The organism is Salarchaeum sp. JOR-1, assembly GCF_007833275.1.
In the GTDB taxonomy this organism is placed as follows: Archaea; Halobacteriota; Halobacteria; order Halobacteriales; family Halobacteriaceae; genus Salarchaeum.
This window is the reverse complement of sequence record NZ_CP042241.1, coordinates 1334000-1354954: the sequence shown is the minus strand read 5'-3', so window position 1 is coordinate 1354954 and position 20955 is coordinate 1334000. Positions and strand designations below refer to the sequence as shown.

The following is a 20955-nucleotide window of genomic DNA, read 5'->3' as shown; positions in this document are numbered from 1 at the left end:
CGCGGGTGGGGCCGCTTCACCTAAGAAGTCGCGGATTCCAGCACGAAGTCCACGTCGATCGGAACGCGACCCTTCGCGTACCCCGAGAGCGTTCCGTCCGGCCGCAATCGGAACACGACCGCCGGCCGATGCCCCACGTCGGGGCGCTCACCGAGCACCCGCTGCCAGTCGTCGGCGTGGAAGCTCGAGCAGTCCACGAACAGCACCGCGCCGCCGCCGTGCGCCTCCAACTGCCCGCGCGTCTTCGTGTCCACCGTCTCCTTCAGCGCCACAACGGGAGAGTTCGCAGTGCGCCGCGACGGCGGATTCGGCCGCGTGACCTCCACCAGCACGCCGTTCCCCCCGGGGTCGTCCGCGCGGAAGTCGAGCGAGTGCCCCGTCGACACCTCGATTTCCGGCGTGAGGTCGTAGCCCGCTTCCGTGAGGACGTACGCGACGTTGAACTCGCTCATCGTCGCGCTCATCCGCACCAGATCGAACTCCGGGCTCGTCCCGAGTTTCGACGCCATCTCGTGACGGTACGCCTCGAACACGCCCGTCTTGAGGAAGTCGTCGTAGAACGAGAGCGCGTCGTCCCGGTTCGCGTCCGGGAACCCCGCGGCGTGCTCGCGGAAGAACGCCCGCGTCGTCTCCCGGCCGTCCTTCGAACACAGGACGGGGAGGAAGAACCACGCGAGATATCGATAGGGTTCGAGCCACGGCTCCTCGTCGAGGAGCGTGTCGAGGAACTCGCGTTGCGCCCAGCGCGAAATCGCGTAGGGCGCGTTCTCGAAGTCGCGCTTGTCGGTGCGCCAGAGCGCGCTCGGCGTCTCCGTGTTCCCGAGCCAGTACGCGCCCGATGTATTGGGATGCCACGCGAACAGCGCGAGATCGCCGTTCGCCATCTCGAAGCGCCGCGCTCGGTACTCCGGCGGCGGACTGAACCGGGGGTCGCGAGCGGTCGCGCCGATGTTGTCGTCGAGCGGTTGGCGGATATCGCGGCGCACCCGCTGGTCGCTCCACGTCTCGCCGGAGTACCTGAACCGGAGCGGCCGAGCCACACCAGACGTACGCGAGGTCGATGTTTCAGTCTTCCGAGTCTACCGGTTCCAGGGGGCCGCGTCGGGGTCGACGCGGCGTTCCTCGCGCTCGATGTCGTCGATGCGCGCGACTTCGCCGTCGGCGAGGTCAAGGTCGCGGGCGTGCCAGTTCTCGCGGAGATGGGGCTCACCGGTCGCCTTCGGAATCGGCACGACGCCCTTCGCGTCCAGCCACGCCAGACTCACCTGGGGCGCGGTCGCGTCGTGGTCGTCCGCGACGGCTTCGAGCACGGGATGTCCGACGACCTCGCCCTGCGCGAGGGGGCAGTACGCGACCGGCGTCACGCCGTGCTCCTCGCAGGCGGCCCGCCACTCCGCCTGCGGGAGGAACGGATGGCACTCGAACTGGTTCGCGAGCACGGGCGCGTCCAGCAGGTCGACGGTCTCCGCGAGCAGGTCGGGCGAGAAGTTCGACACCGCGACGTTCTCCACGCGGCCGTCCGCGTACAGGTCGTCGAACGCCGACAGCGTCCCGTCGGGGTCGTACGCGCCCATCGGCCAGTGCACGTACAGCAGGTCGACGTACTCCAGCCCGAGTCGGTCGAGGCTCGCCGCGAACGTCGATTGCACGTCGTCGGCCGCGAGGTTGTCCGGATGGATCTTCGTCGCGACGAACACGTCCTCACGAGGGACGTCCGTGTTCGCGACGCCCTCGCCCACGGCGGCCTCGTTGTCGTACATCTGCGCCGTGTCGACGTGTCGATACCCGAGTTCGAGCGCCGTCTCGACCGATTCGGCGCACTGCGCGAACTCGTCGTTCCCCGACGTACCAAGTCCCGGGGTCAGTGAGTCGTCCATACGCGGCGTTCTGCGCGCGGGACAGTAAGCGTTCGCCACGCAGAACCGCGCGGAACCGCGCAGAACCCCGCGGTAGCCGCCACGCCTTTCCCCGTTGCGTGGCTTTCCGTCCCTATGTCACGGGAGTGGGAGTACGAGACGCTGCGTCCGCCGCGCGGCGCGACGCAGAAGGAAGCCGAAGACCCGAAAGAGGCGTTGAACAAACTCGGCGCGGACGGCTGGGAGCTCGTCGACACCATCGACTACGCGGACGGCGGGACGAAGTTTCTCGTCCTCAAGCGCCCGGTGGACCGATGAGCGCGTCACCGGACCGGGACGTGGACGTCGACGCGGAGTCCGACACGGACATCGAGACCGCCGAGGACACGGCCGACATCTCCACCGCGAACACGATGCGCGAACGCGCGAACGAGAGCCGGATCAAACTCCGCGTGCTGTTGAGCGCGAACCGCCTCCTCGTCGCGGGCGCGCTCGCCGTCTTCGTGTTCGCCTCGTTCGTCGCCGTCGGGAGCGTGAACGACCTCGCCGCGAACCTCGCGACGGACGACACGAAGGCCACCATCTTCTCCACGATGCTCGGCGCGATCATCACCGGCACCACACTCATCGTCACCATCAGCCAGCTCGTCATCTCCCAGGAGAACGGCCCGCTCGGCGACCAGCACGACCGCATGAGCAACACGATGGACTTCCGCGAGTTCGTCGGCGAGATGTACGGCCACCCCTCGCCCGTCGACCCCTCCGCGTTCCTCCGCGAACTCGTGAACGAAACCCAGCGCCGCGCCGAAGCCCTCCGGGACGGCGTCGCCGGCAGCGACAACGACGACCTCCGCGAAGAAGTCGACGAGTTCACGGACAGCCTCACCGGGAACGCGGACGCCGTGCGCGACCAACTTGAAGGCGCGCAGTTCGGCGAGTTCAGCGTCCTCCACGCCGCCCTCGACTTCAACTACGGCTGGAAGATATTCCAGGTCGAACGCCTCCAGAACGAGTACGCCGGCGAAGTCAGCGACGACGCCGACCGCCTCCTCGCCGACCTCCACACGGCGCTCTCCATGTTCGGCCCCGCCCGCGAACACATCAAAACGCTCTACTTCCAGTGGTCGCTCATCGACCTCTCCCAGCTCATCCTCTACGTCTCAATCCCCGCGCTCGTCGTCACCGGCGGCATGCTCGGCTTCTTCGGCACCGGCACCGTCCCCGGAACCACCCTCGGCGTCGAGAACGTCCTCCTCCTCGTCGCCGCCGCCTTCACCGTCTCCGTCTTCCCCTTCCTCCTCCTCGTCTCCTACATCGCCCGCATCGCCACCATCGCCAAACGCACCCTCGCAATCGGCCCCCTCATCCTCCGCCGCTCACAGCGATAACAGCGGCGGAACGTCCAGTCCTCCCGCCGCGCGAGCGAAGCGAGCGCGGGCCGAGCCCCGACTAACGCGGCGAAGCCGCGGCTGAAGGGGCGACGGCTTTTTAGCGTAGCTTTTTACCAGCGAGCGAAGCGAGCGCAGTAAAAAGGTACGAGCCAAGGGAGGGATTTGAACCGCCGAGAGACGACCTCGCTCTCGCTCGGCTGCGACTCTCGTGATTAAAATCCCCTGATGGCTCTCCCCTCGCTCGTTCGCTCGGAGAAGAGCCAAGGGAGGGATTTGAACCCTCGAATTCTCGATTACAAATCGAGTGCTTGAACCGCCCAAGCTCCCTTGGCGCGAGTCGAGATTAGCTCTCGGGGTTTGTGTGGGTATCGTTTTCCGCCGGTTTTTCCAGGATGACGCGGTGGGCTGCGTACCCCCGGGATTCGTAGAGTCCGCGGGCGGCGTCGTTGTCGGCCATGACAGCGATGGCGAGCGTGTCCGCGCCGCGGGCTTCGAGTTCGGTTTCGGCGGCGTCGAGGAGTCGGGAGCCGATGCCCTGGTTTCGGTGCGGAGGGTCGACGTAGACGTTCTCGACGATGCCGCGGGTGGCGTCCTGGTCGTAGAGTCCGTCTTCGAGGTAGTAGGTCGCGAATCCGAGACGGCCGTCGCCGTCGCGGGCGACGCGAAGCTGGTCGGCGGCGATGCGTTGGCCGAGGACGCCGCGGGCGGCGTTCCGGTTCTCGGCGGCGAGCAGGTGGGTGCCGTGGCGGCGCTGGCCTTCGACGAGCGCCGCCCACTGCTCGACGAGGGCGTCCAGGTCGTCGGTGGTCGCGGCCTCGATGGTGGTCACTGGTCGAGCGCGTCCACCGCGGGCAGGGGTTCGCCGGTGAGCATGCGGAGCGCGGCGCCGCCGCCCGTGCTGACGTGATCGAAGCCCTCGATGCCGAATCGGCGAATCGCGGCCGCGCTGTCTCCGCCGCCGACGATGCTGTACGCGTCGGACTCCGCGACCGCGGTGAACAGTTCGCGGGTGCCGTCCGCGAACACGGCGTCCTCGAACACGCCCGCGGGCCCGTTCAACACGACGGTTCCGGCGTCCGCGACGACGCGAGAATAAGCCTCGATTGTGCCGTGGCCGATGTCCATCACGGACTCGTTCTCGCGCGGCGGAAGGGTGTCTCGGTCGAGTTCCGTTCGCTCGCCGTCCCGCTCGACCGCCACGTCGACGGGGAGGCGGACGCGGTCGCGGTGGCCGTCGAGCAGCGTGGCTGCGCGTTCGACCTGATCCCAGTAGCCTTCCTCGCGGACGAACGCGGCGCTCGCGTCCCCGATATCGACGCTCGCGGCGAGCATGAACACGTTCGCGACGACGCCCGTGGTGAGGACTTCGGTCGCGAGGTCGTGTTCGAGGACGTGGCGCACCACGTCGATGGAGTCCGCGACCTTCGCGCCGCCGACGATGTCGACGCGGGGGTCGGGCTGGTCGTTCACGCTGCCGAGAACGTCGAGTTCCGCCTCCATCACTCGGCCCGCGTAGGCGTCGAGGACGGGCGGGAAGCCGACGAGGCTCGGCTGACTGCGGTGTGCGGCCGCGAACGCGTCGTTCACGTACGCGTCGAGCGCGGGCGAGAGCCGCTCGACGAGGAACGTCTCGCTCGCGCGCTCGGGGTCGAACTCCATGTACTCCTCGCTGTAGAACCGCGTGTTCTCCAGGAGGACGGCCTCGCCGTCGTCGAGCGCCCCGATAGCGTCGCGCGCGCCGACGGTGAAGGTGGCGTCGCAGTACGACACCGGCCCCGAGAGCAGTTCGTCGAGGCGTTCGGCGTGGGGTTCGAGGCGGGCGAACTCGTCGCCGCCGGGCCGGCCCTGGTGGGCGAGCACGGCGACGCGGGCACCACGGTCGAGGAGTTCGTCGAGCGTCTCGACGTGCGCGCGCAGGCGGGCGTCGTCCGCGAGCGAGCGGTCGTTCGCGAGCGGGCTGTTGATGTCGACGCGCACGCCGACTGTCGTCCCGGCGGCGTCGAGGTCGTCGAGAGTCCGAATCGCCATCACTCGAAGCCTACTCCGGGGTGCGTATAGGCGTTGTTATACCGTTCGGCAGTCCGCGCAAACGAGTCGCCCGTTCACGTTCGAGAGGCCGTCCGCGAGCGCGCCGCAGACCTCGCAGACGCTCCGGTGGGAGTACGTGTCGTCCGGTTCGCCGACTCGGTCGTCGGGCGTGGCGGACTCGGGTGCCTCCTGGGCCCGCGGTGACGCGGCGGGTTCGGGGCCGCCGCGAACGAGGTCGGTTGCGTCCACGAGACCGAGCACGCCCTCGCCGTTCGCGACGACGACGTGCCGGGTGTTCGCGGACGTGAGACGGGTCGCGGCGTCCTCGACGGCGGCCTCGGGGCGGAGGGACGGCGGGACGTCCGTCATCGCGTCCCCGACAGCGCCGTCGAGCGCGCCCGCGTCCGCGAGGTGGTCGAGCACGTCGCTCGTCGAGAGGTAGCCGACGGCGTCGCCGCCGCGGAGGACGAGCGCGCCGGTCGCGTCCGCCTCCCGGATGGTTCGCACGGCGGCGTCGAGGCTGTCCGATTCGCTCACGCCGACGTAGTCGCGATCCATCACCTCCCGCACGGGCACACCATTCATGCTATTACGTACCACACATCGGGACTAAACCGTTTCCCCGGTAGCCTTAGGCGTGTGGGACGCCATACCGGGCGCGACCCGAAGCCGAAGACTGTAAACGCCAGTCCGAACTCCCAGTGAGTAATGACCATTCCCTCGTTCGCCATCGGCATCGCTGGCGGAACGGGCGCGGGGAAGACGACCGTCGCCCGCGAAATCACGGAGAACGTCGGCGAAGCCGTCACCCGTGTCCCCCTCGACAACTACTACGAGGATCTCAGTCACATGAGCTTCGAGGAGCGCGCGGACGCCAACTACGACCACCCCGACGCGTTCGAGTGGAACCTCCTCCACAGCCACCTCGACCGCCTCCTCTCCGGGCAAGCCGTCGAGATGCCGCAGTACGACTTCAGCGAACACGTCCGGCAGGACGAACGCGTCACCGTCGAACCCACGGACGTCATCGTCTTGGAAGGAATTCTCGCGCTCTACGACGAGCGCGTGAACGACATGCTCGACCTCCACATCTACGTCGAGACCGACGCCGACGTGCGCATCCTCCGCCGCATCGACCGCGACGTGCTCGAACGCGGCCGCGAGCTCGAAGGCGTGATGGAGCAGTACCTCTCCACGGTGAAACCGATGCACGAACAGTTCGTCGAACCGACGAAGAAGCACGCCGACATCATCATTCCCGAGGGCGCGAACTCCGTCGCGGTGAACCTCCTCGAGGAGAAAGTGCAAGCCGAAACGGGCGCGTTCGCGGAGTGGGCGGCCCGCGAAGCCGAAAACCAGCTCTAGGCCTGCGGCTGGAAGTCCCAGAGGTCGCCCGCCCGCATCCCGTCACCGACCTTCTTCCAGAACTCCACCTTCGTCTCGAACTCCTCGGGTTCGACGTGCTCGAAGATCTCGGACACCGAGACGACCTTCTCGTAGTTGATGCGGACGGGGTCGTCGCCGTACTCCTCGACGAACGCGTCCGTCCGAAGCGGGAAGTCCTCGTCCTCGTCGACCTTCTTCGACAGGACGGCCATCCCGTACTGGCGTCCGCCCTCGCTACCCTCCTCGCCGTCCGGGTCGTGCGGCCAGTCCCGGCCCGACGGGTCGTACATGTCGTCCATACGCACGGGTTCGACGCCGGGGGTCAAAAAGCCATCTTTCGCGGTACGCTACCAGTACGGCGTCGTCTTCGTCGCCGCACTCCCCGCGCCCACGAGCGCGACGACGGCGACGACGCCCCAGCCGACCGCGAGCGTCGCGCCCGCCGCCGCGACGGTGTAGCCCGCAGGGGCGGCGAGCGCGTTCGTTCCGAGCGACACCAGCGCGCCGAGCGCGCCCACGAGGATGCCGAGCACCCCGAGCGCGCCGACAAGCGTATCCCAGTCCATACCAGCGTCTCACTCCGGAGGCCCTTAGCCGTAATCATCGCCATTTAGGGCGCGCCCGAACCACGACCGAGTATGACCGTTCACGTCCTGCTCGCCGACCCGCCCCGGGACGGCCTCGTCCTTCCCGACCTCCCCGACACGTCGCCGCTCACCGAGTCCGAAGCCACCGCGCTCTACGAGGCGATGGTGAAAGACGCGTGCGTCGCCGCCGCCACCAGCGGCGGGAGCCTCCTCGTCAACTACCCGCCCGCCGACGACATCCCGCCCGAACACGAGACCGGCCGGCCGCCCGAGGCCGATCTCCGTGCGGTCGTCACGGACGCCCTCGAAGACCCCGGCGAAGCGCGCTTCGAGGTGCAGGTCGGCTCGGGCTACGACGCCCGCGTCGGCAACACCGTCACCCACCTCCTCCGGGACGAGGACGAATCCTCCGTGGCCGTCGTCGACCCCCGCGCCCCCCTCCTCGCCCGAAAAGACCTCGACAGCGCCGCGATGAAACTCCGCCGCCGCGACGTCGTCCTCGGCCCGAGTGACCGGGGTCGCGTCCACTACGCCGGCTTCACCCACCCCATCGACTTCGCCGGCGCGTACACCACCCCCGAACTGGACACCCTCACCGCCCGCGCCCGAGACGCCGGCGGCGACGTGGACTTCCTCTCCCACCAACCCCTCGTCCGCACCGGCAGCGACCTCGAAACCCTCCTCCCCACGCTCGACGCCCGCCGCCGCGCAGGCCGCATCACGCCCACTCACACCGCCCGGTACCTCGCGGAACTCGGCGTCCACCTCACCGACGACGGCCTCCAGCGCGCGTAGAGACGACACCGTAAAGTGCGCGCTCCGACTCCACCCACACGAGGTGAGGTGGCAGAGCGGCCTATTGCGCCGCACAGCACCCGCACAGCAGGCCGCTACCACCGAATCCCGTGACAGACGTGGAGGGGTTTAAGTCCCCGCTTGCACCTATCGCGTGTATTCTTGAACGACTGCCATAAATCCCTGGGCCGATGGCCCACCCCCACTTGCAGCGTGATTGACCGTCGAAGCGGTATCTACGTCACTGGACGCCCATCACATACAGGGACTCTCGATCTCGAACCACCCACCCATGTACGGTGCTATCCCTATCAACTGATAGGGGGTGGCGGGCGGACTGACGGACGGCCTCGGTGCCCGACGCCGCTCCCGACGAATCCCTCGCCGTCCGACGACGCCGTCGCCGCCGCGGCCGTCGGTGTCCGCCCCCGTTGCGTCAGTCTTCGCCTCGCCCCCGCTCAAACGCCACAGGGCTTCGGGTGAGAGATGGGTGGAATGACAATTTCCGAAACTGCACGTTGTCTTCCCTCTTACTCTCCTTAGGGGAATGACACAATAAAATTATTACTTAATTCATATATGAAATAAGTATTTCTTACGGAGGAGTAACTATTTCAGAGTATACTCCAACAAACAAATATTTGTTTGTAGGTATTTATTTGGTGGAAAATGTGATGTGGGGTTGTTCTTCTAGTTTTCTGGTAGCGTGCTCTTGTCTAATGGCTCGGTGGATATCTCGCTCTCATTCTGATCCAGATGCAACACCATGAGTTCGAACAGCCCCTCTATCCCGATATCGAAGTCTGTGAAACCTGTCTTCCGTTCAAATTCTTCTTCGATGTAGTTCTCATGCAGAAATTCATCAATCGCGTCTTTGAGATCGTTTGCTCCTTGGAAGTCTTCGTCGTCTCGTTCTCGCTGATCCTGCTTTGCGTCGATATGGATCTCTAACGCTTTCCGATAGGTCTTGACGAGTTGGTCTGCTGTATGGGTCGTGATTTCCCCCTCGTCTTCTCGTTGTCGAATCGACTTGATTGCCTTCTGTGCATTGATAACACCTTTTCCCGCGCTGTGTCGCGGTTCCCTCGCCAACTGTATTCCTAAGAGACTAAGTGGGCTTGTTGGGGTTCCGTCTGGTGAAGTGAGATCGCTTGGACTCGTCATGCCTGCTTTAATTGCTCGCTGGATGGGATCTTCGATATCGTATGTTCGAGTCTCCTCGGTCGATATTTCTTCAGAGGACTGCTTTGCGACATCGGTGACGGTTGCCAGTGCTTCTTGCACTGTATTCGCCTCGTAGTCACGGTGTTCTTTGTGGATCTCTTCGACTTCCTCGACTAACTGATCTGGAATGTTCGGTCGGGACATAGTGGCTCCTTCTCCAATCCTAACTAAGTACCTATCAAGTCAAAAAAGTGGTGGTATATGTACGGCGATCATTCCAAACTCGTCTGACATCATCAGGGTGTACAGCAGGAGAAAATACCTCGCCGACATGATGGACGCTCGACGGACGACGGACACGGCGACCCAGGAGAGCGACGACGACCCACTTGACCGACTCCGCGAGTTGAAGGAACTCCGCGACGACGACGTCATCTCGGACGAGGAGTTCGAAGCAAAGAAAGCCGAACTACTCGACCAAATATAGGTCGACACGAGACGTGACCGCTGTCCGTGACGTCGGACAAGAATAGACATTCGATAGTCCGTTTCCACGACGCTACCCCTACCCCTGGGACGGACGAACTACCCGTTTAGCGGGTTGGAAACCGTATGCGACGGGACGATCTCCCTGGGAACGACGTACTCGCCGTCACCGTCACGTTCGTTCAGATAGACGACGTCGTCCTCGATGCGGGCGACGTAGGCTTCCGTGTCGCCGATAAGCACATCGTCACCGACGTTCGTCGGCCGCCCATGGGTAACAGTATCAGGCCACTCGTCGTTATGACACGAACCGCTCTCGGCCGTCTGATGCGATTCAGTCTCGATACGACTCAGGTCGCGGCGGGAGGCAGTTTCGGTCATTGGATTGGGTTTCGGTGGATTAGTTAGCAGTCTCTACGGACGCAGGGACGTCGAACCCGTCTCGGTAACACGGCCAGCATGGCAGATCCGACATGGTGGGATGACAGGTGCAGTCGTCGGGACGACTCTCGTCGTCACCGCCGTCAGTCGCGGCATACACGGGCGTTTCGTCGACGTGGTCGCCGAGGAGGGCGTCGACACTCGTCGGGTCGAACGCGGCGGGAATCGCCTGCACGCCCGTTGCAAAACGGACACGCCGCTCGTGCTTACACGGCGTATCGGCGTCGAGGTTGTGACGGGCGTCGGGACACGTACAACGGCCGTCGACGGCGTCAACACGGTACGTGTCGCCGTTCTCACCGACGACGGTGTAGACTCCGCCATCGCCGTCGAGGACGCTCATCGCCTCTGTGAGTGCCCGTTTGGTTCGTTCTTCAGTGCTATCGTGACCCTGAATAGGGTCGCTCTCTAACTCTGTCATGGCTTCGCTACCTCGAAGCCACCTGCTCCCGTGTTCCAGCACGGGGCATCTTTCTGATGCGCTCGGTGACTCCATTCGACAGTGACGGGAGCGTGCCACTTAGTAGTTTTCCATTGTAGCAATTAACATCACTCGGCCGACATAGGTTGCTACAGAAGAAAGAAATAAGGCCTCACGAACCATTTAGACAACCATGCCCCGCCCGAGGAAGTTCGATGACGACGAACTCGTGACCGCAGTACAGGCATGTGCGCCAGCAGGGACATCAGAAGTCGCCGACGAAGTCGACGCGACACGACAAGCCGTCCATGGCCGTCTGAACGACCTCGCCGACGACGGACGTATCAAACGCAAACAGATCGCAAAAGTACAGGTCTGGTTCACTGACTGCCGTTAGCCCTCGCGGGACGGCAGTCGGCGGCTCGATACCTCTCGAAAACCCACTGTTTAGACCCCCTCCGACAAAGTTAGGTTGCCCGTCTTCTCTAAATGCCAACCCCCCGAGGTCATCCTCCACGCGGAAACTATCGAACATTGACGCCGCTCTGATGGGACGACGGGTTTCGACCCCACCCGTCGATTTTGTCTGACGGTCGATGCCGAACCACCGTTCGAAATCTGAATCAGTTTTCAATCGAGATACCCAGTAATTCGGGCGGTTTCCTCTCGCTAACCGACCTCCATGGATAACATCTATCCGTTGTCATTATCTTCGTCCGTCTATGACCGAACTCTCTCTGGACTACCCACTCGACGACGCCAAAGACGTCGTGAAAACCGCGCTCGAACGAACAGACGGCATATCGGAGATCGACGAAGGCAGCCGTCAGATAGTCGGGAAAACAGGCATCAGTTTCCCCCGCGTCCTCTGGAGTTACGGTGAAAACATCTACATCGACTTCTCCGACTCGACGGACGATGGACAGACGCCGATAGACGTCTGGGCGGAAAAATCCGTCTGGCTGAACATCGGCGCGAATCCACAGAAATACAAACGAGCCTTCCTCACCGAATTAGAAGACGTCCGCGGACGGTCATTCGAAGAACGCGACTCCGACTCATTCGACCTCGACGAAACATCGACGACGTCACACCCGATTCTCGCCACACTCGGCTACCCCGTCTCGATTGTCGTCGGCGGATACCTCGGCATGGCAGCCATAACATCAACCATGCTGGTTTTCGGAACCTGGATAGGTAGCAGTGGTGGAATACTGGGGATTCTTGCTGGCGTGATTACAGGCGGCGCGGTCTGGTATCATCGACACAACCCCGAAATTCGGTCACTGGCCACATATCTCGTCGTTGCTGTCGTCGGCCTGTTCGTAACAGCGTTCATCAATTCAGCATCCGAATTAGGCAGTTTCGTCACGATATTGCTGTTCTTCGTTCTCGTCGGCACACCGATCTCGGTCTATCTGTATCGCAGGCCAACCACGACCTAAGACAGGTTACATCGACGTGGTTCGCAACGGGAAACCACCCCCTTCAGAGACGCCGCCTGCACGCCGAAACCGACCCACTTCACAACCCCATTATCATCGGCCATACGTCGGGCGCGCGTGATAACTGATGTTAATTAATAGCGGGTTCGTATCGTACGGGTTCCACGACGGTCGTGTCTTTATACCTGTCTCCGCGTCACGGCCGCTACTGCCAGAATCCTCAACCTGAGTATAACATTAATATGGGGGCCATAGAGGCGGACGGTCATCCGTCCTTCAGTGGGCGTCCGCCTCTCACCCCTTCGCTGCCAGCACCCATGATTCGAGACACCACCATTTCACTCCACGATACGGAGAAGGAACGACTCGACGACGTCCGTGAACGGATGTTCGGCACGGACGAAGTACCGTACGGCGTCGTCATCGACCGCCTGTGCGACGACCACGTCTCTAACAACGCAGAGACGGCATAACAGCCGACACCACTCCACGACACCCATCCCTCCGTCGTCGGCACACTGCCGCTCGACTATCTACTGACGGCGTATTCACGGTAGTCTCGACGTTCGACCGGCCCCTCACTGCGAAAAATGAGTTCTGCCGAATCCATCTCATCTAACGGACTTGAGACGGATAACGATTTTGAAACATCTGCCGAGACGGCGTCGACATCGGTATCGTACTGGCGTGACCGCGACGGCTACGCGTACGTCAGCGACGGCACCGACATCGCCCACGTCCATCGCCTCACACTGTACGCGGAGATCGGCGACGACCTATTCGACGACAACCACCAAACCCATCACGAACTCGACAAGTACGCGGATGCGCCTCGCTGGCTCGACGCCCTCACCCCACGGGAACACGCCCGTCTCCACGACGACGGCGACCGCACGACCGTCGACGGGTATCCCATCCTCCGCGACGACACCACAAACGGCTAACTCGCCGATTCGACTATGACCGACGACGACCCCTCCAAGACTGACTTCGAGAACCCGTTTTCGGACGACGACGAGTGCAATGACGATAGGAAACTTCTGCTGGCGTAACCCCTGAACCGACGCCCGCCACTGTTCTATCGTTTCTATGGAAGATTCTCATTTCGACGACTACGACCCGAGTATCGACTCGAACGACGACCGCACGCACCTCGTGACGACCGCTAACGAGAAAATCGACGTCCAAACCGACGACGGGGGTGCTGGCAAATGAGCGCCGCTGACACGACGACAGGTGGCGGAACCGACGACGACTACGTCTACGAACCTGAATCACCGACAGCGGAGCGGATAATCGTCGGCGACGAACGACTGCCTGTCGTCGACAACGGCGTCACAACCCACGTTCGCAAACAAGGCGTGATGGACGTGAATCGCCTCACAACAGTCCAGTATATCGCCACGGGGCTCGGCCATAACTGGAACCAAGTTATCGGCTTCACACCCAACTCAGAGGGATTACTTGGAACGCCTGTCGACGTCCAGTACCGCCACGACAACGACGGCACCTTCACGACCGCCCACCGTGGCTACGTGAAGGGTATCGGCGGGACGGGCGAACCGAACAAACTCCAGTTACAGGTCGGGTCGGTTGCGGACTTCCTGAGTGAGATTCCCGCGTCGAAGAAGTTCGGAGGGACGGCATCCGCTGTTGACGTCCTGACGTATATCGTCGATACCTTGGAGGACGGCCAGCCCGTCTTTGACGACGTCTCGGTCGCCACCGCCGACACCGTACACTCGTACGCTCCGATTTACTTCGACGACGTCAGTTATTCCATCGACGACTTCTTGTACATCCTTGGCGGCGGTGGCGGAATTAACTTCGTCACAGGGAAACGCTTCACGGCAAACCGCGACACGCTCGCGGACGTCCTCGACTGGTTCCGCTACCATACCAACCTCCGCCTCTGGTTCGAACCAAAATCCGATGGCGGTCTGGTGTTGGTGGTCGCTGACAACTTCCCACAGCCCACTTTCAGGCAGACGGCTCTCGGCGGCAGCATCGACGTCCTCCAAAATAACGCCCTCTGGCAGATGCGTCCCTTCACTCGTCTACACGGGGTGGGGCGGACTGGCACGGACGTGCCGATGACTGATTTCGAGGTGCCTGTGTCGACAAGCCAGTATCCTGTCGCAACAGCGAAATACGAACCACTGGAAGACCGTCTCGGCGGGCCTGTCACGACGTCAGTGGACATCGCGGCATCGAACCTCGGTGAAGCCCGTAACACCGTGAAAACGATGCTGAAATCGCGGTTGGACGAAGCAGGGGGCGGGATGATAGCAACCAGCCTGGAACCGTCGCTGTACCCATTCGGCGAACTACGGGCAAAACCAACCGTTCACGACGAAACGTACGAGGAGCCACCGACACTCTCCTACGAGATCGAAAGCCTCCAACATCAGTCTGGCACGGATATGGTGCCGCATACGAAACTCCGTGTGTCGATGTTCGTGGATACGGATGACATCGAAATCGTCGACAGTCAGACGGGGATGACAAGCGGCCAGTCGGATGTCGGCGATGATGGTAGCAGCCTCGATAATCTGAATTGATGGGTCTGTGATACGATGACGAAGAACGCCATACGCAGGGTAAATGGCGACAGAATGATGATGGATATGGTTTCCATCGTCTTGCTATTGACACGGCGTCAATCGCCGCTCAAAAGATTTTGAGAAGGCCCTGATAACCACTACAGAATCTACTTGACTGCTACATAGAACGTACACCGACGTTACGAATCAATGGTTTTTTCAGCCTGAAGGACGTACCCCTATCCAGAACGGAAGCCCGCCGCTGTCGAATCTCACGGTGCAGGGGCCGATGGTGGGCCACGCGGTGATTATATCGCGTGGTGCGTCACTGGCTGTGATACCAGTGAACCGCGCTTAAGTTTGGTCGGCCTTGACACTGGGAGTGAACCCATACGTCGGGAAGTAACCCGGCGTTCCGTGGACAGGCGGAAGGCGGAAGGCGGATGGGAGGTATCCATCCCCGTATCCATTAAAGGGAGTTGTTTGTCCTCACATTGAATCACCGCGGACGAGAGGGATGCCAGGAAGGACTTCCCCACCGACGGCGGGACGTACGTAGCGACGGAAGTCCGCTTCAGGGAAACGGAGTGTGATGGGACGTACATCGAAGAAGGGGAGAGAAAGAATCCATTCCATCCCCATTCCCGCCTTCGGCGGAACGTGGCCGAGGTGGTCGCGGAGGAGGCTTCGTAACCCGACGGGCGGTGCGGAGAGGAGCGGTTACGAAGACGACGATGCGACCCCTCGGACGCATTACACCGAATTAGCGGTTAGAGAGCCACGGGTATATCAATTATACGACGGTAGCATCAAACCCAAGTTTCGGGATTCATGTCCGTTTCTTCTTCGTCGGTGACGACCCGACCCGTATCGGGCTCTGCATCGTCGTCACGACGATGGAGTTCGTTACGGAAGGCTTGGCTTTGTTCTGATTCGTGGATGTCTTCGATACCGTGGTAATCGAGGGCGGCAGCTATCTCTCCGTGCTTGATATTTCGATGCGTACACTGTTGGGCGATCCGATGAATATTATACAGGGTTTGGCTGGCATTACATTCAACAGGGGCGCGGTAGAGAGCGTCGACAGTCGACTTGCGATGGAGTTCGTCTTTCGTGAAGGGACGACGGTCGTGAAGGAGATCGAGAGCAGACGACATACAATGCCTGTTACATACGCATAACATATCAGGTTTTCGACTGATAAGCGGGGTGGACGTCGGCTATCCGTCTCGAAGAAATATAGACGGTCGTGGACGGCGTCGACCGTGTTAACCCATGTCGTCGAGGGCGTCCCGTCGGTCTTCGATAGGGGCCTGGTCGTACTTTGCGGTCGTGTCAATCGACGTATGTCGGAGTTGACTCTGGGCTGCCGCCAACCCTTCTTCACGAGCAAGATACGTCCCCACCGAATGACGAATCGCATACCACGACAAACTCCGTCCCCGCTCGTCGATGTCCGCCAGATCGACGACCTTGTTCATCACATAGCGGAGTGACGACGGCGTGTACGGATTGCTGTTCTCCGTCAGCCAGAGACGGTCACTGTCGTCGTATTTCGGATACAGTTCCCGTTCATCGAGCCAGTGGTCGAGCATCTCCGCCGTCCGTTCGCGGAGACTCACAACCCAGTTGCCGTCGTTCTTCGACGATTCCTCCCGTGGAATCCGAAGGACGGCGTTGTCGAGATCGACCCAGTAGGTCTTCGCCCGTTTCACTTCAACAGGCCGCAGGCCCGCGTCGAGCGTCGTCCACAACAGAGAGGTGTACTTGAAGCCGTTGACGGCGTCGAAATCCTCGGGCGAGACGTCGCCAGTCGACTTCCCGAGACGGGTAGCAATATACCCCTTCCAGCGGTGTCGCTGCTGTGGGGACATCGCTGCATACGCGGGGGTTGAATCCCATTCGAGGACGGCTTCACGGACTTGCTGACGTTCCGCTCGCGTCAGGTAGTCGCGGGGTTGGGAGGTGCCGTCGTCGCCGTGGAAGGAAATATCGGGCGTCCAGTCGACATCCTGCCAGTCGAACAACGACTTCAGAGATAACTGGATGTTGTTTTTGTCCGACGAACTGCGGTCGCTCATCGCCAGTTCTCGACAGTAGGCGTCGGCATGGTCGGTCGTCACGTTCGTCGTATAGCCATCGGTTTCGTTCTCCCATGCCCATCGGTAGAAGCGGTCACAGTCACCTGCACGGCGTTTGACGACGTCTTCGGAGTACCCTTCTGCTCGGGCTTCGTCTTTGCCGAGGTTTGCGAGCCAGCGGATGAACTCGCGTCGATGGCCGCGATAGTCGACGTACTGCTGGTCGGAGAGATGTTCCTGCGTGGGTCTGGGGACGACTGATGCACCCTCGAGGATTTCGACGTCCGTGTCGGTGGGTTCGTCAGACATATTGGTGATGGTGTTCGAGTGGTTGATAGGCGATGCACGACCGTTCACGTTGACTCGTATGGTCGAGTGCCATTTGCATCGTGGTTGACTGATGCAAGCGGTCTACGTCGCCCCAGAACGCCCGTCACGGTTGGCGTGCGTGTCGAACGCCGTCGAATCGGACGACACTCGTATGGTGAGGTGGCAGAGCGGCCTATTGCGCCGGTCTTGAAAACCGGTGGCGCAAGCCTCCTGGGTTCGAATCCCAGCCTCACCGCATTCTTCGCGAACAGCGACGGAGACTGGGTTTCGAGCCAGTCAGGCGAACGCAGTGAGCGGGCGTCTCGTCCGAGTTCGAGTCCCAGCCGCACCGCTGGACTTTTTTGCCGTCGTAAGCGAGACGTGCTGCGTCTCGCGGGATGTCGAAAGACGCGAACCGTCTTTCGGACCACGCGGAATCGTGAAGCGATTTCGCTGGCAAAAACCTCCACCAGTCGCGAGAACCAGCTGGTCTCGCTGTGCAGCCAGAACGCTGTGGTTCTGACGATAGAAAGCCGCCGCACCTCCAGTCGCGGCGCGAAGCGCCGCGGTAGTCGGCGCTCGACCCGCGCGGTAGCGGATCGTGACTAACGCAGATTCCGACGTTATCGGCCGCGTCGGCCCTTGGTTTGGCGGTAGTCCGTCTGGAGGAGGTCGAGGAAGTAGGTGATGAACTGTTCTTTCTCGGCGTCGGTCATGCGACCGGGGTGTTTCATGGGGAGGAGTTCGAACCCGCGGCCGCGGACGCTGGTGGCGTGGTGGTCGTCAATGCCGAGCTCGCCGGCGGGCGTAGTGGTGTATTCGCGGGCGATTTCGTCGAGCGCGCGTTCGCCGACGGGGACGATGAGTTCGGGGTTTATCATGCGGACGTCGGCGGTGAGGAAGGGTTCGCAGGCGTGGAGTTCGCCGTCGGTCGGTGGGTGGTCGGAGTGACGACACCGGGCGAGATAGCAGAGGTAGGCGTTGTCGAGCTCCGGTTCGGTGCTGGTTGGGAGGCTGTTGTTCAGGCCGAGGTTCCCGAGGACGTCCTGGAAGCGCTCGCCGGCATCGTCCCCGACGAAGGGGACGCCGGCGGCTTCGGCGGCCTCGCTCGGACTGTGCCCGACGAAGACGAAGTCCGCGCTCACGTCCCCGTAGCCGTGCACGACGCGGTCGCGGCCGTCGGCGCGCGCGCAGTTCGTGCACTCCTCGTCCATCCCGTACGGGTTGCGCTGGGTCTCCTGCCGGGCGTCCATCATCCGGTTCGTGGGCGGCGAGCGGGTTAGGTGCATCGCCGCAGACTGAAACAGGCGTTTTCGCCTCCACAAGGCGCTTCCCCCTGGTGGGCGACGAGCGTGATATGAAGCGACGTGCTCTCCTGTCGTCGCTCGCCGCGGGGGGCGTGGCGGCGATCGCGGGCTGTAACGGGCGAACAGACGGGGCAAACGGGACGACGACCCACGGGGACGACTCGACGCGAACGACCACGTCCACCGCGAACGATGCGCCGACGCCCCCGGAGACGGGGCTCGCTGACGCGACGACGGCGGTGTTCGAGACCCGAGACCGGACGGTGAGCCTGCTCGGCGGGCGGCGACGCCTGTCGAGCGGTGTGGTGATGCGGGCGTGGCTGTCCGCGACCGCGACCGCCGACCATCCGGCGCGGGTGACGGCGACGCTGAGGAACGACACCGAGTACGAGAGCACGCTCCGCCTCGGCGACGTACCGCCGTTCGGCGCGACGCCGCACGCGTCTCCGGGCCGCGACTACGACCACACGCTCTACCTCGCGCCGACCGAAGACCACGGGTTCGCGACGACTGCCCCGGGGGTCGCGCGCGCCCAATCGGGCGGCTGGTATCTCGACGCCGCGCCCGACCGCTGGCAGCCGGAAGCCGTCGACCTCGCGGCCGGCGACACGCTCGTCGGGGAGTTCGCGGTCGTGCCGCGAGAACCGGGGTCGATACCGACCGGACGGTACGCGTTCGGGTACGCGGACGACCCGCTGACGCTCTCCGTCTGGCAGACATCGAAGCCCGGCCCGGCGGAACGCTCGCGCTTCGAGAACGCGACGCCGCCCGCGTTCGAGAAGCAATCCCCCCAGTGGTATCACGGGGCGACGCCCAAGACCCCGACCTTCCTTCAGCCGAACACGGAGCAGGTGGACGCGCCCGCCCCGGTGTCGTTCACGCTCTACAACCACCTGACGGAGCCGCTCTCCGGAAACTTCTACGACTGGGCGCTCTACAAACAGGTCGACGGCGAGTGGTATCACATCGCTCCGTGGGCGATTCCGGTTCCGCTGACGCCGCTCGCGCCGGGCGACACGCACACGTGGACGCTGCACGCGTTCAACAGCCCGAGCGTCGAGTGCGAGGACGCCATCGCGCTCGGCTACCTCGGCGGCGGCCGCTACGCCTTCCACGTGAGCATGTCGAGCGAGGACGGCCCGACGCACGCCGCGCTGTTCGACTTCGACGCGCCCGCAGTCTCCGTGACGCCGACGGACGGCGTCACCACGTCCCGATCCGACGGCGTCGTCACCGTCACTGGCCCGGGCCGTGACGCCGATACGGGCGGGGATGCGACGCTCGTCGTCGAACGAGCCGAGACCGCTGACACGCGACTCATCCCGGAGCAAGTGATGCGGCGGCGGAACCGCGGCCTGCGCAACACGCTTCCGTTCTTCGAGTCCGGCGTCGTCCGGGTCGAGCTTCACACCGACGACGGCACCGTCGACGGCATCGTCGGCTACGACGCGGGCGCGCGGACGTTCCGGTTCGACGGCGAGGCGTTCGTCGCGCGACGCGCCTGACTACTCGTTTCGCGGACTGCTCGGATGGTAGCCCGTGTCGTACTCGCCGGGCCGGCCGTCGAGCCGGTCGGGGTTGATGCGGCCCGAAAGCAGCATGAAGTCCACGATGGTGAGCGAGAGCATCGACTCCACGACGGGCACGCCGCGCGGCGGGAGGACGGGGTCGTGGCGGCCGATGACCTGCTCCGTCTTCTCCTCGCCCGTCTCCCAGTCCACGGTCTCCTGGGGTTTCGGAATCGACGTGGGCGCGTGCAGCGTCAGTTCGCCGTAAATCGGTTCGCCCGTCGTGATACCGCCCTGGATGCCGCCGTGGTCGTTCTCCACGGGAACAGGGTCGCCGCTTGCCCGCGGTTCGTCACCGCTCGCTCGTTCGGCGTCGCTACGCGACTCCAGCTCGCCGAACTCCCACTCGTCGTTGCGCTCCGAGCCGGTGTACTCGCGGGCGTCCCGTCCGAGTCCGAACTCGAACGCCGTCGCCGCCGGCACCGCCATCAGCGCCTGCCCCAGGCGTGCGCTCACCGAATCGAACCGCGGCGCGCCCAGTCCGCGCGGCACGCCCTGCACCTCGAAGTAGATGGAGCCGCCGATGGAGTCACCTTCCTCCTGGTACTCCTCGATGCGCTCCTGCATCCGCTCGGCGGTCTCGGGGTGCGCACACCGCACGTCGTTCTCCTCAGTGTGTTCGAGCAGCTCCTCGAAGGACACCTCGGGCGCCTCGATGTCCCCAATTTGGTTCACGTGCGCCTTCACCTGGATGCCCTCGGATTCCAGGATTTTGTCCGCGATAGCGCCCGCAGCGACCCAGTTCACGGTCTCACGCGCGGACGACCGGCCGCCGCCGCCCCAGTTCCGCGTCCCGAACTTCGCCGAGTACGTGAAGTCGCCGTGCGAGGGACGCGGGGCGGTGATGAACGGCTCGTACTTCCCGGAGCGCGCGTCCTTGTTCTCGATAGTCATCCCGATGGGCGTTCCGGTCGTGTAGCCGTCCTGCAGACCCGACTGAATCGAAACCTCGTCGGGTTCGCCGCGAGAGGTCGTTATCATCGACTGGCCGGGCTTGCGGCGGTCGAGTTCGCGCTGCACGTCTTCCTCCGAGAGTTCGAGACCCGCGGGACAGCCGGAGACGGTGACGCCCATGCCGGGGCCGTGGCTCTCCCCGTACGTCGTCACCTGGAACAGCCGCCCGAACCGATTTCCGTTCATACCACTC

General features: G+C 63.3%; 26 protein-coding genes and 2 tRNA genes. 13 read left to right on the top strand and 15 right to left on the bottom strand.

The genetic code is table 11. The features are described 5' to 3' along the window. Positions 1-20: 20 nt before the first annotated feature. Positions 21-1040, bottom strand: a complete 1020-nt coding sequence (locus tag FQU85_RS08120; RefSeq protein ID WP_145846720.1) for a DUF5784 family protein — start codon at positions 1038-1040, stop codon at positions 21-23. Positions 1041-1079: 39 nt separating this feature from the next. Then, entirely contained in the window at positions 1080-1877 is a 798-nt protein-coding gene (locus tag FQU85_RS08115) for an aldo/keto reductase (RefSeq protein ID WP_145846717.1), read from the bottom strand. Positions 1878-1991: 114 nt separating this feature from the next. Here FQU85_RS08115 and FQU85_RS08110 point away from each other — a divergent pair, with 114 nt between their 5' ends. After that, on the top strand, positions 1992-2174 hold the full coding sequence (locus FQU85_RS08110; RefSeq protein ID WP_145846715.1) for a DUF4177 domain-containing protein: 183 nt from the start codon (positions 1992-1994) through the stop codon (positions 2172-2174). Continuing rightward, positions 2171-3244 carry a hypothetical protein gene (locus FQU85_RS08105; RefSeq protein WP_145846713.1) on the top strand — a complete coding sequence of 358 codons (1074 nt, stop codon included), beginning with the start codon at positions 2171-2173 and terminating at the stop codon, positions 3242-3244. Before FQU85_RS08110 ends, FQU85_RS08105 begins: the two co-directional genes overlap by 4 nt. A 261-nt stretch (positions 3245-3505) precedes the next feature. Here FQU85_RS08105 and FQU85_RS08100 read toward each other — a convergent pair. The 4 genes from FQU85_RS08100 to FQU85_RS08085 all read right to left on the bottom strand — a co-directional run bounded on the left by FQU85_RS08100 (position 3506) and on the right by FQU85_RS08085 (position 5860). Next, a tRNA-Thr gene (locus FQU85_RS08100) sits at positions 3506-3579 on the bottom strand. Between the two features lie 11 nt (positions 3580-3590). Beyond that, positions 3591-4076, bottom strand: a complete 486-nt coding sequence (locus FQU85_RS08095) for a GNAT family N-acetyltransferase (protein WP_145846711.1) — start codon at positions 4074-4076, stop codon at positions 3591-3593. Next, on the bottom strand, positions 4073-5275 hold the full coding sequence (locus tag FQU85_RS08090; protein ID WP_145846709.1) for a phosphoglycerate kinase: 1203 nt from the start codon (positions 5273-5275) through the stop codon (positions 4073-4075). The genes FQU85_RS08095 and FQU85_RS08090 overlap by 4 nt, the downstream gene beginning before the upstream one ends. 36 nt (positions 5276-5311) lie before the next feature. Further along, positions 5312-5860 (bottom strand): CBS domain-containing protein, encoded by a 549-nt coding sequence (locus tag FQU85_RS08085; protein WP_145846707.1) that lies wholly within the window; start codon positions 5858-5860, stop codon positions 5312-5314. Positions 5861-5983: 123 nt separating this feature from the next. Here FQU85_RS08085 and udk point away from each other — a divergent pair, with 123 nt between their 5' ends. Further along, complete coding sequence (gene udk, locus FQU85_RS08080) at positions 5984-6640, top strand: uridine kinase (protein ID WP_145846705.1); 657 nt, start codon at positions 5984-5986, stop codon at positions 6638-6640. Here the strand turns inward: udk and FQU85_RS08075 are convergent. After that, positions 6637-6960 (bottom strand): DUF5785 family protein, encoded by a 324-nt coding sequence (locus FQU85_RS08075; RefSeq protein ID WP_206022025.1) that lies wholly within the window; start codon positions 6958-6960, stop codon positions 6637-6639. The genes udk and FQU85_RS08075 overlap by 4 nt on opposite strands. A gap of 48 nt (positions 6961-7008) precedes the next feature. After that, positions 7009-7227: a hypothetical protein gene (locus FQU85_RS08070; RefSeq protein ID WP_145846704.1), complete on the bottom strand. Its 219-nt coding sequence runs from the start codon at positions 7225-7227 to the stop codon at positions 7009-7011. A gap of 72 nt (positions 7228-7299) precedes the next feature. Here FQU85_RS08070 and FQU85_RS08065 point away from each other — a divergent pair, with 72 nt between their 5' ends. Beyond that, positions 7300-8043, top strand: coding sequence for a hypothetical protein (locus tag FQU85_RS08065; protein WP_145846703.1), 744 nt, complete (start codon positions 7300-7302; stop codon positions 8041-8043). Positions 8044-8733: 690 nt separating this feature from the next. Here the strand turns inward: FQU85_RS08065 and FQU85_RS08060 are convergent. Continuing rightward, positions 8734-9411: a hypothetical protein gene (locus tag FQU85_RS08060; RefSeq protein WP_145846701.1), complete on the bottom strand. Its 678-nt coding sequence runs from the start codon at positions 9409-9411 to the stop codon at positions 8734-8736. Between the two features lie 127 nt (positions 9412-9538). On the opposite strand from FQU85_RS08060, the gene FQU85_RS13490 reads away from it, so the two are divergent. Continuing rightward, positions 9539-9694, top strand: coding sequence for an SHOCT domain-containing protein (locus tag FQU85_RS13490; protein ID WP_206022024.1), 156 nt, complete (start codon positions 9539-9541; stop codon positions 9692-9694). 98 nt (positions 9695-9792) lie between these two features. On the opposite strand, the gene FQU85_RS08050 is transcribed toward FQU85_RS13490, so the two are convergent. Further along, positions 9793-10074, bottom strand: a complete 282-nt coding sequence (locus FQU85_RS08050) for a hypothetical protein (RefSeq protein WP_145846698.1) — start codon at positions 10072-10074, stop codon at positions 9793-9795. A gap of 19 nt (positions 10075-10093) precedes the next feature. Further along, a complete protein-coding gene (locus FQU85_RS13485; RefSeq protein WP_206022023.1) occupies positions 10094-10477 on the bottom strand; it encodes a hypothetical protein in 384 nt (127 codons plus the stop codon). A 271-nt stretch (positions 10478-10748) separates the two neighbouring features. On the opposite strand from FQU85_RS13485, the gene FQU85_RS08040 reads away from it, so the two are divergent. The 6 genes from FQU85_RS08040 to FQU85_RS08025 all read left to right on the top strand — a co-directional run bounded on the left by FQU85_RS08040 (position 10749) and on the right by FQU85_RS08025 (position 14561). Then, positions 10749-10952 (top strand): hypothetical protein, encoded by a 204-nt coding sequence (locus FQU85_RS08040; protein WP_145846696.1) that lies wholly within the window; start codon positions 10749-10751, stop codon positions 10950-10952. A gap of 325 nt (positions 10953-11277) precedes the next feature. Beyond that, positions 11278-12000: a hypothetical protein gene (locus FQU85_RS08035; RefSeq protein WP_145846694.1), complete on the top strand. Its 723-nt coding sequence runs from the start codon at positions 11278-11280 to the stop codon at positions 11998-12000. Between the two features lie 317 nt (positions 12001-12317). Continuing rightward, a complete protein-coding gene (locus tag FQU85_RS13335) occupies positions 12318-12473 on the top strand; it encodes a hypothetical protein (RefSeq protein WP_168219958.1) in 156 nt (51 codons plus the stop codon). A 117-nt stretch (positions 12474-12590) separates the two neighbouring features. Further along, positions 12591-12944, top strand: coding sequence for a hypothetical protein (locus FQU85_RS08030; RefSeq protein ID WP_145846691.1), 354 nt, complete (start codon positions 12591-12593; stop codon positions 12942-12944). Between the two features lie 145 nt (positions 12945-13089). Further along, the gene (locus FQU85_RS13720) at positions 13090-13215 is read left to right on the top strand and encodes a hypothetical protein (protein ID WP_255473786.1); all 126 of its coding nucleotides are present in this window, start codon (positions 13090-13092) and stop codon (positions 13213-13215) included. After that, complete coding sequence (locus FQU85_RS08025) at positions 13212-14561, top strand: hypothetical protein (protein WP_145846689.1); 1350 nt, start codon at positions 13212-13214, stop codon at positions 14559-14561. The genes FQU85_RS13720 and FQU85_RS08025 overlap by 4 nt, the downstream gene beginning before the upstream one ends. A gap of 791 nt (positions 14562-15352) precedes the next feature. Here the strand turns inward: FQU85_RS08025 and FQU85_RS08020 are convergent. Both FQU85_RS08020 and FQU85_RS08015 read right to left on the bottom strand, forming a co-directional pair. Then, positions 15353-15700, bottom strand: a complete 348-nt coding sequence (locus FQU85_RS08020) for a hypothetical protein (protein WP_145846687.1) — start codon at positions 15698-15700, stop codon at positions 15353-15355. A gap of 111 nt (positions 15701-15811) precedes the next feature. After that, the gene (locus tag FQU85_RS08015; protein ID WP_145846685.1) at positions 15812-16933 is read right to left on the bottom strand and encodes a site-specific integrase; all 1122 of its coding nucleotides are present in this window, start codon (positions 16931-16933) and stop codon (positions 15812-15814) included. A 174-nt stretch (positions 16934-17107) separates the two neighbouring features. Between FQU85_RS08015 and FQU85_RS08010 the strand changes: the two genes are divergently transcribed. Further along, a tRNA-Ser gene (locus FQU85_RS08010) sits at positions 17108-17189 on the top strand. Positions 17190-17556: 367 nt separating this feature from the next. On the opposite strand, the gene FQU85_RS08005 is transcribed toward FQU85_RS08010, so the two are convergent. Next, positions 17557-18186, bottom strand: a complete 630-nt coding sequence (locus FQU85_RS08005) for a uracil-DNA glycosylase family protein (RefSeq protein WP_145846683.1) — start codon at positions 18184-18186, stop codon at positions 17557-17559. A gap of 104 nt (positions 18187-18290) precedes the next feature. On the opposite strand from FQU85_RS08005, the gene FQU85_RS08000 reads away from it, so the two are divergent. Beyond that, entirely contained in the window at positions 18291-19745 is a 1455-nt protein-coding gene (locus FQU85_RS08000; protein ID WP_145846681.1) for a hypothetical protein, read from the top strand. Here FQU85_RS08000 and aroC read toward each other — a convergent pair whose 3' ends face one another. Beyond that, a complete protein-coding gene (aroC, locus tag FQU85_RS07995) occupies positions 19746-20948 on the bottom strand; it encodes a chorismate synthase (protein ID WP_145846678.1) in 1203 nt (400 codons plus the stop codon). Positions 20949-20955 lie beyond the last annotated feature (7 nt).